The 14020-nt window shown below is 57.6% G+C and carries 8 protein-coding genes; 1 reads left to right on the top strand and 7 read right to left on the bottom strand.

Annotation, left to right across the window (positions count from 1 at the left end):
- The 6 genes from KJQ12_RS15520 to KJQ12_RS15495 all read right to left on the bottom strand — a co-directional run bounded on the left by KJQ12_RS15520 (window position 1) and on the right by KJQ12_RS15495 (window position 9231).
- The gene (locus tag KJQ12_RS15520) at window positions 1-1602 is read right to left on the bottom strand and encodes a response regulator (RefSeq protein WP_244860648.1); all 1602 of its coding nucleotides are present in this window, start codon (window positions 1600-1602) and stop codon (window positions 1-3) included.
- Entirely contained in the window at window positions 1599-3404 is a 1806-nt protein-coding gene (locus KJQ12_RS15515) for a cache domain-containing sensor histidine kinase (protein ID WP_213485689.1), read from the bottom strand. The genes KJQ12_RS15520 and KJQ12_RS15515 overlap by 4 nt, the downstream gene beginning before the upstream one ends.
- Before the next feature lie 91 nt (window positions 3405-3495).
- Window positions 3496-5214, bottom strand: a complete 1719-nt coding sequence (locus KJQ12_RS15510) for a type 2 periplasmic-binding domain-containing protein (protein ID WP_244860647.1) — start codon at window positions 5212-5214, stop codon at window positions 3496-3498.
- Between the two features lie 106 nt (window positions 5215-5320).
- Complete coding sequence (locus tag KJQ12_RS15505) at window positions 5321-6217, bottom strand: carbohydrate ABC transporter permease (protein ID WP_213485686.1); 897 nt, start codon at window positions 6215-6217, stop codon at window positions 5321-5323.
- A gap of 3 nt (window positions 6218-6220) precedes the next feature.
- Window positions 6221-7111 (bottom strand): ABC transporter permease, encoded by an 891-nt coding sequence (locus KJQ12_RS15500; RefSeq protein ID WP_213485685.1) that lies wholly within the window; start codon window positions 7109-7111, stop codon window positions 6221-6223.
- A 143-nt stretch (window positions 7112-7254) separates the two neighbouring features.
- Window positions 7255-9231, bottom strand: a complete 1977-nt coding sequence (locus tag KJQ12_RS15495; protein ID WP_244860646.1) for a beta-galactosidase — start codon at window positions 9229-9231, stop codon at window positions 7255-7257.
- A 136-nt stretch (window positions 9232-9367) separates the two neighbouring features.
- Here KJQ12_RS15495 and KJQ12_RS15490 point away from each other — a divergent pair, with 136 nt between their 5' ends.
- Window positions 9368-10234, top strand: coding sequence for a helix-turn-helix transcriptional regulator (locus tag KJQ12_RS15490; protein WP_213485683.1), 867 nt, complete (start codon window positions 9368-9370; stop codon window positions 10232-10234).
- 402 nt (window positions 10235-10636) lie between these two features.
- On the opposite strand, the gene KJQ12_RS15485 is transcribed toward KJQ12_RS15490, so the two are convergent.
- Window positions 10637-13849 (bottom strand): DEAD/DEAH box helicase, encoded by a 3213-nt coding sequence (locus KJQ12_RS15485; protein ID WP_213485682.1) that lies wholly within the window; start codon window positions 13847-13849, stop codon window positions 10637-10639.
- Window positions 13850-14020 lie beyond the last annotated feature (171 nt).

Genomic DNA, 14020 nt, shown 5'->3' with positions numbered 1-14020 from the left:
CTAACCCTGTGAATCGTAGTAGTAATCGCGGTATTCCTGCGGCGTCCGGCCGGTGATTTTTTTGAACAGGTAGGAGAAATACGCCGGCGTCTGGAAGCCCACCCGCTCCGCCACTTCATAGACCCGCACCGCGGGGTCCTGCAGCAGCTCGATCGCCCGGTTGATGCGCATCTCCTGGATGCATTCCGAGATCGTCTTGCCGGTCTCTTTCTTGAACAGCACGCTGAGATAGCTTGCATTGATGTTGTGCTGCTCCGCCAGCTGCTTGGCCGTGACGTTCTCGTGGAGGTGCGACGCGATGTATTCGAGGACGCGCCGGATCAGATGATGCTGCCGCCGGTTCCGCTCGTCCCGCCGGGCGGCGGCGTAGCGGGACATGAACCCGAGCACTTCCTCGCGGATCAGCGCGGCATGGCCGCAGTCGAGCAGCCGTTGCATCACCCCGACATGCGATTCGTCTTCGCCCGCCTCCTGCCGCCCCGGCTTGCGCGCCAGCTCGCTGACCAGACCGAGCGCGAACGCCCGGAGATACGAGACGGAATGATCGAGCTGCAGCATGTCGATGACGTTGCCCGCATATTCCACGGCCTTGGCCGCGTCGTCCGACTCTTCGAGCATGCGCACGATCGCGGGAATGAACTCTTCCCGCACGCGGTAATCCTGGAAATCCGGCTCGTCCAGCCGGTCTTCGTGCAGCACTTGCCCGCCGGCGATCAGCCGGGCGCGCGCCATCATGAACTTGACCCTTTTGTAGGCAAGCTGCACATCGCGCCAGTCACCGTAAACGTTGCTGATCCCGACCGTCACCGTCGAGCCGTATTGCTCTTCCATGATTCCCTGAATGAACCCGATCTGTTTCTCCATCTTCGCATTCTCGCCGGCCGTCGGGTTCGGGTGGATCGCGATGACTTCCTCCGGCCAGACTTTGGCCGCGATGACCGAGGGAAGATCGGACAAGCCCACGCCGACGACCTTGAAGAACGCGGCGCCGCGCATGACCCGGCTGCCGGCGTCCGGTCCCCCGTCCATGAAACGGTCATAACCGAAGACGACGATCCGGACGCCCGTCCTGAGCTCCGGCAGATCGAGCAGCATCTTCCAGGACGCCATCATCCCCTCGTCGGCCGCGCCCGCGATCAGCTCATGGGCGAACCGGTCCTTCACCGCGTCGAGACTGCCGGACACCTTCTCCCGCAGCGCCCGGGTCTCCGCCTCGATGAGGCGCAGCTTCTCCAGCGCCGTCCGGAAAGCGGCGAGCTTGCTTTCCACCTCTTCCACCTTGATCGGCTTCAGCACATAGCCCTGCGCGCCCACATGAATCGCTTCCTGCACGAACTCGAACTCGTTGTAGCCGCTGATCATCAGCACCTGGATGCCCGGGTGGATCTCCTTGGCGCGGGCGGCGAGTTCGATGCCGTTCATGCCGGGCATCGAGACGTCCGTCACCAGGACATCGACGGCATGTTCGCGCATGAGCGCGAGCGCCTCCTCGCCGGACAGCGCCGTCAGCGGCCTGGCATAGCCGAGCGATTCCCAACGGACGTGCCGCGCCAGCCCTTGCAGGTGCATCGGTTCGTCGTCCACGATAAGCGCCTGAATCACGCTTCTTCCTCCCTTCGAATCTCCGGCCGCTCGAGGCATGCCGGAATGGTAATCGTTACGCGCGTGCCTTCGCCTACGCGGCTGTCGATCGCAAACTCGCTCCCGCTGCCGAAGTAGAGCCGCAGCCGCTCGCGGATGTTGGTCGTGCCGAACCCGTTCCCCGTGCCGGTCCGTTCGCCGCGCATGAGCAGAAGCGCCGTCTCCGGCGGAATGCCCTTGCCGTTGTCCTCGACCTCGAACCGGATGCGGCCGTCCGTCCGCTTCGCCGCGATCCGGATGTACGCGCCCGGCTTCTTCGTGATCTCGCCGTGCACGTAGCAGTTCTCGACGATCGGCTGCAAGAGCAGCTTGATCGTATAGTAAGCGCTGACATCCGGGTCGATGTCCCACTCGATGCGCACCATGTCCGGATAGCGGAGCTGCTGGATCTCCAGGTACGCCCTGACGTGCTGAAGCTCCGTCTCGATCCGCGTCACATTGATCGTATTGTCGAGCGCCAGCCGGTAAAAGGTCGTGAGCGCGTCGATCGTGCGGATCTGCATGTCGTCGCCGAGATCCATCGCCCGCCACCGGATCAGGCTCAGCGAATTGTAGATGAAATGCGGATTGATCTGCGCCTGCAGCGCCCGGAACGACTGCTCCCGCTCCTTCAGCTTCACCCTGGCCATGTCGTGCACGAGTTTGCCGAGCTTGCCCGACATGGAGTTGAAGAGCAGCTCCAGCTCGCCGAGCTCGTCGTCGCCGCGGCTGTGGACGGTGACATCGAACTCGCCCTGCGCGACGTCGTTCATCCGGTTGCCGATTTTCCGGATGCGCAGCACGATGTTCTTCATCACCGTAAGCACCATGAACATCGACAGCAGGAGGAAAAACGCGACGCCTCCGGCGATGCCGTACATGATGTGCCGCGACCGCCGCTCAAGCTGATCCATATGGATGACGGCCGCCACGTTCCAGCCCGAACCGGCCGGCTGCGAGAAATAGCGGCTGCCGCCCTCCTCGACTCCGCTCCATCCCTCCGTCTCGCCCGACACCCCTTCCGCCGCCTGCTGCAGCGGGGCCGACTCGGCGATCCGGCCGATCATCCCGCGGTTCGTGGCCGCGATGATCCGGTTCTCCGCATCAATAATGTAGAGCTCGCCCGCGCCGTTGAACGGATGTTCGAGCAGTTCGCCGAAGACGGTGTCGTAGCTCAGTTTCATGAACACCAAGCCGATGGCCTGGCCGTTCCTCGCCAATATTTTGTGCGTCAGCACCAATTCGCCGGGGCTGTCCGGCACGTTCCGCCACGCGGGCGATTCGTCCGAAGCGAGCGTCTGCCGGTACCATTCCGACTCCGGCATGCCGGCAAGCGGCCGTTCTTCCGGCTTCCATAGCAGGCTGCCGTCCTGCACGAGCGTCGGATTCATGTGATAGATGCGGAAATCCCTTATCCCCGGCAAATATTTGCTCATCGCCATGAAGGAGCGGTCGACATAGGTGACGGTGTCCAATTGTTCGGCCATATCCCCGTATTCGCGGGACAGCCGGGCAATCAGCTCGCCGTCCGTCGCCGTCCGGATCGTCAGCACGTCATAGCTCTGCTTGCGGAACTCGATGTTCTGCGCCGTCTGGCGAAGCGCTTCCCGGATTGTCACCATGTAGTTGCTGCGCACGCTTGCCAGGGTGAAATAACCGGCGACGGCGCCCAGGATGACAGTCGGCAAGAGCACGATGGCCCCGTAGAGCAGCAAGATTTTTCCCCTCAGGTTCAAGGAACTCGTAATGCGGATGGCCGCCTTCTCGATGAACCGCAGCAGCAACGCCCCAACCCCCGCTTCTTGCGGGCGAATAAAACGGCAAAGGGAGCAATCCCTCCCGGGATGGCTCCCCGTTCGGAATTGCTCCAGCCGCTCAGAATTCCCCGCTTGTCTGAACGATCGCGTCGTATTGTTCCTGCCATTCCTGCTTGAGTTCGCTCCAGTGCGCCCGCTTCTCGAGCGCGTCGCGGAACTCCTGCCATGCCGCCTCGAACTGCGCGTCGTCCTTGGCCATGATCAGCTTGGCGCGGTATTCCTTGCGCAGGTTCTCGAGCTCCAGCCCGTATTTCTCCCACAGTCCGCCTTCCTTCGCCTTGACGGTGTCGTAGGTGTGAGCGGTCCGGACAGCGCCCATTGCGCCGATTTTCTTGGAGAATTCCTGGTTTTTCGCGGCTCCGGCCACGGTCACCTCGTTGTTCCACCAAGGATACCACTCGTTGTTGTACGAAGACAACATGTACAGTTCCGGCGTAACTTGCGCTTTCTGCGCTTGGTCGCCCGAATTCCGCTTCGCTTCGTAATCCGCGTCGATGAATCTCCAGGTGCCGAGCGGCTGGTCGACCCAGTCCCAGTACAGGCCTGCCGGGCCTTCGTTGACCACTTGCTGCCATTCGGCCTTCGGCGTCAGCGTATAGTCCAGGAACGTCAGGATCGCTTCGAGGTTTTTCGTGTTCTTGCTGATGTACACGTCGTATCCCGGATAGGGGTTGACGATTTGGTTGTACCCGATCGAATCCACGCCTTCCACCTTCGGGAACGGGATTGGTTCATAGTACCAGCCCGGTTCCGTCGGACCGTCAAGCGTCTCCCAGATGTATTGGTCCATGTTCCAGAAACTTCCGACGTTCATGGCGTTGCGCCCGGATTTGTTCTTCTCCTTGTAGCGTTCCTTCTTGTCCGTGACGACTTCGGGATCGATCATCTTTTGACGGTACAGCTTGTTCATCCATTGGTAAGCCGCCTTGTATTGCGGGTCGTCATAGAGGAAGACGAACTCGCCGTTTTTCTTCTCAACCGGAATGACGCCGCCGGCGCTGCCCGTGGTGACACCAAATGCGGTGAGCACCGCGTTCTCGTCGTTCCAGCCCGCCGAGTCGTTCTGATCCATCAGGAAGCTGAGCGGATTGAGCGCCTTGCCGGAAGAGTCCTTCACCTCGGACGCCTTCGCGAGGAATTGCTCCACGCCTTCGAGCGTCGAAAGGTCTTCCACGGTCATGCCGACTTGTTCAAGGACGTCGGTCCGCACCATCCATGCCGTCGATACCCAGCCCGGCCAGGGGTTGTCCGGATTCTGGTCGAACCAGGTCGGAATCGACCAGATATGGCCGTCCGGGTCCCGGAGACGATCCAGGTATTGCTTCGGAATGGAGGCCAGATTCGGGTATTTGTCAGGCATTTCAAAGTATTGCTCGAGCGGCATGATCAGATTCGAACGAATCATCGCGTTCTTGATCGTGTCGCTGTGGCTGAACACGGCCGCGTCCTTGAAGCCGCCGGTGTTGAGCCGCAGGTTCAGCGCCGTCATTGCGTCGCCCTGCGTCGCTTCCAGCTTCACTTCAACGCCCGGCTCCTGCTCCTTCCAATACTTCTGCACAAGGCTGTCGTTGTTGACCGTCGCCGACCAACCAAGCCACAGCTCGAAAGACAGCGCGCTGCTCGACCCGCCCTCCTCGGATCCGCCGGATGCCGTGCTGCCCGATGTGCTGCCGCCGTTGTTGTCCGAAGAACCGGATGACGAGCACGCGGCGGTGAACACCAGCAGCATGGCCAGGACGACGGAGGCGTAGCCAAATACTTTCTTCTTCGTCTTCATGTGCAACCTCCCTTGTTGGCTTGTCTTTCTGAGATTTTGGTATGGGAAGGCATGTCCATGACATGGCCTCATACCCGTCGCTGATATTGGGCCTCCCGGCTTCGGGTCAGCCTTTCACCGAGCCGATCAGCACCCCTTTGACGAAATATTTCTGCAGGAACGGATACACGCACAGGATCGGCAGGGCGCTGACCATCACGACCGCCATCTTGATGGACATGAGCGTCACGTTCTTCGCCTGCGCCCCCCGCGCCAGCGCTTCCTGGTTCGTGTTGGAGCCGAAGATGACCGACAGGTCCGAAGCGTTCAGCATCTGCTGCAAGAAGGTCTGTACCGGAATGAGCGATTGATCCGTCACGTAGAATGCCCCGGCGAACCAATCGTTCCAGTGAAAGACCGCCGTGAACAGCCCCAGCGCCGCGAGCATCGGCTTCGAGAGCGGCACGATGATCTGGAATAGAATCCGCACCGGATTCGCGCCGTCCAGCTCCGCCGATTCCACGACGGCATCCGGAATCCCCTGGATGAACTTCAGCATGACGAACATATTCCATACGGAGAACATGTTCGGAATGATGTAAACCCAGAACGTGTTGACCAGGCCCAGGTTGTACAGCTGGATGTAGTAGGGCACCAGGCCCCCGTTGAACAACATCGTGATGAGCACATAGGTCAGAATCGCTTTGCGAAGCGGCAGCATCCGGTAAGAAAGTCCGAACGCCGCGGCCAGCGTGACGAGCAGGCCCAGGAACGTGCCGACGATCGTCCGGGCGATCGTGATCAGGTAGGAATGCCGGATGACCTCGTTGCCCAGCACGATCTCGTAGTTGATCCATGTGAACTGTCTCGGCCACAGATAGACACCGCCCTTCGCGGCATCGGCGCCGTCATTCAGCGAAATCGCCAGCATGTACAGGAACGGGTAAATGACGGAAACACACAGTAACAGCAGCAGAAAGACGATTACGGCTTGACCGATTTTTTCCGTGGTTGAAATCGTCATGGCTTACCAGAGCCCTTCTCCAGTGAGTTTGCGTGACAATTGGTTCGTCATCACGACCAGGAGCAATGCGATGACGGAAGAAATCAGACCGACCGCTGTCGCCATGCCGAAATAGCCTTGTTGCAGACCGCTACGCAGCACATACGTATCGAGCACGTCCGCAACCTGCATGTTTGCGGGGTTCATCAGCGGATAAATCTGATCCATGCCGGCCGCAATCAGACTCGGGATGTTGAGGATCAGCACGATCGTAATCGTGGGCATGATGCCGGGAATCGTGATGTGCCGGATCTGCGCAAGTTTTCCGGCCCCTTCCACCCTGGCCGCTTCGTACAACTGCGGGTCGATTGTCGTGATGGCGGCAAGGTACAGAATGCTGTTCCATCCGACTTCCTTCCACAATGCGCTCGAGACGACCATCGGCCGGAACCACTCCTCCGAACCGAGGAAAAAGATCGGCTCTCCGCCCATCTTCACGATCAGATCGTTGACCAGGCCGCCGTCCAGCGTCAGGAACGACTGCAGGATATAGGCCACGACAATCCACGAGAAGAAGTGGGGCAGGTAGCTGACGGATTGTACAAACCGTTTGAACCCGGAATGCCGAAGTTCATTGATCATGAGTGCGAGCAGAATCGGTGCCGGAAAGCCGAAGATAAATTTCAGCACGGAAATGTACAGCGTGTTTCGGACAATGATCCAGAACTGGTCGTCATGCAGGAATGAAAAATTTTCGAACCCGACCCATGGGCTGGTCCAGATGGACTGTCCGATGCGGAAATCCCGAAACGCGATCTGGATGCCGGCCATCGGGATATAGTTGAACAGGAATAACAGCACGACTGCCGGCAGAATCAACAGGTACTGCCACCGGTATTTGATCAGTCTACCCATCCGGTCTCCCCCTTTGCGTTCAATTGTAGTCTTCTTGCAGGAGGGGAAACCATACAACAACGATTGGTTTTTGATCGGGATGATTTGATTCGTGCGAGTATAACAACAAGGTCGATCAGGGCCTGTTCCTGACCGACCGTTGCTCATCGCGAAAGTTCCAGAATTTCAACGTCGTAAGGATTCATGTCCAGCTCCGGCGCAACAGGTCCATCGCGCAGAAGGCTCCTGTACGATTGTCCGATCCTGACGGTCTGCTGTCTGCGCGAAAAGTTCAGGATGAACAGATAGCGCTTGCCGCCTTTCGAGCGGATGGAAATTTGGACACCTTCTGGCAGATCCGGGAAATAGAACAAGCCAAGTTCGTCGGCAGCTTGCTTAAAGAAGTCCAGATAGAACTGCTCTTCCGGGAAAGTGCCGATGTACCAGACTTTCCCGCTGCCCAGCGCATGAACGGTTGCCGCCGCCTGACCGGCGTAGAATTCCTTCTCGTACCATGCCGCCGGTTCCGCGCCTTGCGGCGTCAGGATGTCGCACCACTGATTGCAGGAATACGTCTTGCCGTTCCACCGGATCGAATTGGTCTCTTTGCCGATCGGATCGTACTCCGCCACCATGACGCCGGCCGTTTCGGCCAGAGGCCCGGGCAGAGGCCGGATCCAGCACAGATTGGTGCGGGTTTTGACGCCCGTGCGCGGCAGGATGACGAGCGTCGCCCCGTTCCGGACATATCCTTCCAGCTTCCCGGCGAGTTCCGGATCCAGCAAGAACAACGAAGGGACCACAATGAGCTTGTATCCGCTCAAGTCCTCGTGTTCGTTCAACACATCCGTCATGATGCCCAATTTGGTGAACGCGCGGTGGACGGCTTTGATGTTGTCGAAATAATTGAATCCATCGGATTGGTACTGGGCCTGAAATGCGTTGTACTGCTCGTGCGAGTGCAGAATGACCGCTTCGCCTTTCACCTGCGTGCCTTCCAGATGCGGTGCCAGCCTGCGGACTTCCGCACAGAGCCCGCGGTATTCCTCGAACCTTCTGCCGGGTACATTGCTGTGATCCAGGATGCCGTGCCAGAATTGCTCCGCTCCCGACGGGGCGCTTCTCCATCTGAAATGCACGATGGTGTCGGCGCCGCGGGCAATGCTTTGCCAGGAAACTGCCCGGATGAACCCGGGATACGGCGCGCGCCACACCGGCATCCAGCATCCCGGCGAACCGCTGAGCGTCTCCATGATCCAGAAGTTCCTCCGCTTGATGCCCCGCGACAAGTCTAGCGTCAGCGCCCCGCTGTATCCGCTCGTCACGTCTTTCTCCGGGCTGGTGCTCGGATAATAATCGAGCGATACAAAGTCCAGATTCTTGCACAACTTGTAGTAATCCAGACTCATCGGGTAACTCCAGATGTTGTGGGTGACAAAATGGTGGGGGCAATGTTTCTTCAGAATGTCCACCTGCATCTGCTGGAACTCTACGACAGAGTCCGTCTCAAACCGCTTGTAATCCAGAAGGAAGGACGGATTTTTCCAACGGGTGCCCCCAAGCGGCGTGGTGATTTCCGACCAGTCGCTGTATTCTCCGCTCCAGACTACCGTTCCCCAGGCGGCATTGACCGCTTCGACCGACGAATATCTGGCCTTGAGCCAGGATCGGAACTTCTCGTTACATTGATCGCAGTTGCATTCATGAAGGCTGAATTCATTGTCGATCTGCCAACCGATGACAGCGGGGTGGTCTTTGTAGTGAAGGGCCAGCTTTTCGACAATCCGGGCGGAATAATGCCGCATCGACGGGCTGTTGTAGCACCGGTGTCCCCGGATTCCGGGGTAATGCGGATGCAGCTGCGCGTCCCTGGGCAGCACATCCGGGCATTTCTTCACCAGCCAGTTGGGCGGCGTGCAAGTCGGCGTTCCGATGACCACCTGAATGCCGTGCCTGTGGAACGTTCCGATCGCATCGTCGAGCCATCCGAAGTCGTAATGGCCTTCCTTCGGCTCCAGTCTCGACCAGGCAAATTCGGCGACGCGGATGAGGCTGACGCCGGTTTCCCGCATGAGCTTCGCATCTTGCTCCCACATGGAGCGATCCCAATGCTCGGGATAGTAGTCCATACCCATTCTCATTTCAATCACCGCCATGGAATATCATGATTTTGCTTGATCCAATTATTCGAGATTGACTATACAATAGATTATTGCGACTATAAATCATAGAATGTTGATCATGATATCAAAATTTTGCCGCAGGACGTGAATGAACATGCGACTCAACCTGTTTCTTCCGCCCGCAACATTCAGGCACTTTCTCTGCTATCCGGAATCATTCGGCCATTACGCACATGAGCCCGATCATTACGAATACCGGCCGAACGGACTGTCGACTTACAATTGGCATATCGTGCGCGGCGGCAAGGGATATGTGCGGATCGGAGACCGGGTGCTGGAATTGCGGGGCGGCACGGGATTTCTGTACGGTCCGGGCGTTCCCCAGTTCTATTACGCAGACCGTGACGATCCATGGGACATCAGATGGATTCACTTTAACACGCAAGGCATGGAATCCGTTCTTCAGGGACGGGGTGAGCGCGAACCCTGGATCTTCTCTTGGGCCGGTGTTCCCCGCATGGACCAATTGTGGTCCGAACTGCTTGGCAGCCATATCCCTCCCTTGCAGGAAGAGGCCGTCCGGATATCGGCGATTCTGTACGAGATGCTTAATCACATCGTTCTGCATGCCGAAACGATCGAAGGCATGCCCAATATCGCAGGGAAAGACAAACTGGTTGAAACGGCCGATTGGATCCGGGCGCACTGCGGCGAACCTTTGACACTGGAGCAAATGGCTGCTCACGCGAACTGCAGCCCTTCTCATTTCTGCCGCCAGTTTCATCGATTAATGGGGAAATCCCCCATCGCTTATCTGACTGAATGTCGGATTCTGCGAGCCAAATCCATGCTCGTATCCACCAACCTGACGCTCAAAGACATCGCCAAGCGCATCGGATTCTCAAGCAGTTCGTATTTCATTCACATTTTCCGGAAGATGGAGGGTGTGACGCCGGAGCAGTTCAGATATTTGCGGGGGGCAGCAGCAGGCAATGATGACCAATACAGGTCAAAACATTAAAAAGATCGCCAATATCCTGCATATGTGGGCAAGATATTGGCGATCTTTCTGATTTACAGATTTGATAAATCTGCTTTCATCCATCTAAGGCTATGACAATTCAACTCCAGCGAAAGTTCCGTAAAAAACGTAAAAAACGGGGCATTACCAACAATCTGCCCGATCCGGTGATCGAGAAACCTTAATGTTTAGCAGAATTTTGATCATAAATTTATACTATTTGCTCAAGGATCTCTTCCCACTTGACAAATCTGATTCTTTTACTCTTTTCGACCGACGGACTATCAGATATAAAAATGTAATTATTACGCATGGGATTTTGAAGATACCAATCTTCACCATCAATCTTGATATATAAGGATTGTTCTGTTGATCTGTCTATTTCGAATGGTTCATCCTTACTCACCCCCGCCCCGCCACATCCAGCACAAACGCCGGCAGCGGCTCGCGCATCGTCCACTCCATGCTGATCGGCGCCGAGCCGCGGTGGCTCTTGTAATCGGCCAGCCCCACGCAAGTGAAGGGCATCGTCACCCCGTTCTCATTCCGCTTCTTCTCGCGGACGAAGAACAGGACCGGGTGCCGAGTCTTCCCCTGATTGATATACCGCCGCCCTGTCGGCGAATCGACCGTCGTACGGCTCTGCGACTGCCAGTGGAAAACCCGCTCATTCACCGCGTAATCCTGGTACATCGTCGTCGGCGAGTAGTCTTTCTCGGACTTCACCAACGTGACGAAGAACACGTCCATGTTCCGATCCTCTACATAGAGGCCCCCTTCCTGGAAGTGCCGGTGCTTCCACGCCTGATGCCGCCCGAGTGCGGCGAGTATCTGGTCGGTCGTATAGTTGCAGTACAGGTCGATCGGAATGTCCTCGTCGAGCCCGTCGACCGGCCTTCCGACAATGTCGATCCGCTCGTACTGGTACCGCAGCAGATCGCACAACTCCGCATAGGCCAACGGATGCCCGATCAGCCAATACAACGACTCTTCTACCGTGCGGAAAGGCTGCCCCTCCAAATCCGACAATCCGACATTCCAGAACGTGTAGTACAACATAAGCAGCATTTTGCGTTCGGCCGCATTTAAATCCGCCAATTCCCGACCGCGGCCTTCGCGAATCCGCTCCAACGCCCGCAGCGAGAACTGGATGAACCGCGCCGAATTGCAGAACGACAACCGCTCTAGCCCGGCGGCCAACAACCGCTCCCGAGAATCACCGAGCGGCTCCTCGCAAGCCACAACCTTCTCCCGCGCACCCAGCCCGTAGACCGTCACGTCGCGGCGATACACCTCGAGCGGCTTCACGTGGTAATCTTCGAAAAACTCCCCGACCTGCCAATCCCGATGGTGCGCGAAGTAGTCGACGACCTTGCGCCGGATGTTCATCAGGTTGTTGATCGAAGCCCGGATATGCGCGAGGATGATCTCCTGCGCCTTCCGCTCGAGGATGATGGAGCAGCCCTTCGGCACATTGGCGAACCCTTGCTCGATCTCACGCACGATCGACCGGCGCGTCCGCGGCAGGAGCGCCTGGTACCGCTGCTCGAAGTTGTACTCCCGATGGGCCTGCCCGACGAAGTCGAGTACCGTCAGCGCTTCTTTGCCTTCGCATAGCCGCAGTCCACGGCCGAGCTGTTGAAGGAACACGGTCAGGCTTTCCGTCGGCCTCAAGAAAAGCACGGTGTTCACTTCCGGGATGTCCACACCCTCGTTATACAGATCCACGACAAACACAAAATGGATCTCCTTCTGTACCAACCGCTTCTTGACCGTATCCCGCACGTCGTCCGGCGATTCGGCGGTCAGATACGCGGAGGGAACACCGAAGGCATTGAACTGCTCAGCCATGAACGCTGCGTGCCGCTGGCTCACACAGAACCCGATCCCGATCACATCCCGGATGTCCGTGCAATACCGCTCCACCGCCTCGAAAATGAAACGCGCCCGCTCCCGGGCCGTCCGCTCCTGCAGCACGAAAACTTTTTCCAGTTCGGTCTCGTCGTATTTGCCGAATCGCCATTTCACTTTGCTTAAGTCGACCGAGTCCGTGACACCGAAATAGTGAAAAGGACTGAGCAGCTTGCGCTCGATTGCTTCGTATAAACGAATCTCCGCGGCGACCCGGCCGTCGAAATAATCCGTCACCCGCTTCCCGTCCGCGCGCTCTGGCGTCGCCGTCAATCCAAGTAATATCTTCGGCTGATAATACGACAACAACTGTTGGTACGACGGCGCAGCCGCGTGATGGAATTCGTCGATGATGATGAAGTCGTAGAAATCCGGCGGCGTCTGTGCGAACAGATCCCTGGAATTCAGCGACTGGATGGAGACGAACAGATGATCAATCTGTTCCGGCATCTGCCCCGCCACCATGATGTCGCCGAAGTTCAGGTCCCGCAGGATCGACCGGAAACAGGCCAGACTCTGCTGCAGAATCTCTTTGCGATGCGCGACAAATAGCAGCCGGTTCGGCTTGCCGGGATTTTGCCGGCAGTACCGGCGGTAGTCGAATGCGGAAATGACGGTCTTCCCCGTTCCCGTCGCCGCCACGACGAGATTGCGGTACCGCCCGTGCACCTCCCGCTCCGCCTGAAGCGTGTCGAGGATTTCCTGCTGGTAGTAGTAAGGCTGGATGTCAAAATAGTAGCCCAGCGTGCTGTGATCATCGGGTTGCCAGGAACGCTCCGCCTTCAAGGCCTGTCGCAATTGTTGTTCATGCAACTGCGGGATGAACGTCACGAACTCCGGATTGTTCCAGTAATGCTCGAAAGTGACCTCGACCTTTGTAACGAGATCCGGAGCATCTTGCTGGGACAGCCTGACATTCCATTCGAGCCCTGAAGTCATGGCCGATTCCGAAATATTGGAGGATCCGATGTACAGCGTGCTGAAGCCGGTGTACCGCCAGAACAGATAAGCCTTCGCGTGAAGGCGGGTCGTTTTCGTATCGTAGGAGATTTTCACTTCAGTGTTCGGCAGCTTGACCAGCTCCTGGATGGCTTTGTAGTCCGTCGCCCCCATGTAGCTGGTCGTGATGACGCGGAGCTCGCCGCCGCGCTGCGTGAACGCCCGTAGTTCATCGAGCAGCAGCCGAAGGCCGCTGAACTTGATGAACGACACCAAGAAGTCAATCCGATCGCTCGTGACGATCTCTTTCTTCAGTTCTGCCATCATGCTCGGCTCTCTTTTGTCTCCGGTAAAAAGAGAGCTGACGGACAGCGGGGTGTCGGGGCGGACGCGCGATTGGGGCGCCTGAGTCCGACTTTTGTCGATCAACTCCAGCAGCATCTCGGCGTCCCGGTGAATGAGCTGCCCCTTGAGGCTGGCGATCAGTTCGGGATCAAGCCTGTCCGCGGCCGAATTTTCGAGATACTCAATCGTGTATCGGATGATGGCGTTGCAGAGCGCGACCCGGTCCCTGACCACCTTATCTCCTTGATCGAGGTACTCCATGACCCGCGCGAGCAGACGCCCCATGTATTGTCCCAATATCGCAGCCGATTCGGTACGGTCCAGTTTGCCTTTATCTGCGTGCCAATCGTCATTCAATTTCGTCAGTTCGGATTCCAGGCAGTCATTGATGACCTGCTCGTACAAACCGGGTTGAAGCATGTTGCCACCACCGAATCCTTTTCCTCGACTTCCAATATTCGACACCCGCGGTTGATAGTCCTTCTTTCCCACGTCGAAAGGAGTGGCCCAATAATAATAAACAACAACATAAAGCAAGTGACCGTAACGAGCCCTTCCAAAAAAAGCACCATTTCAACTCCTTTTTTTCTA

It is taken from the genome of Thermobacillus xylanilyticus (genome assembly GCF_907165215.1).
Taxonomy (GTDB): Bacteria; Bacillota; Bacilli; order Paenibacillales; family Paenibacillaceae; genus Thermobacillus; species Thermobacillus xylanilyticus.
Note: the sequence above shows the minus strand (reverse complement) of the source record. Positions and strands in the feature narration are given on the sequence as shown.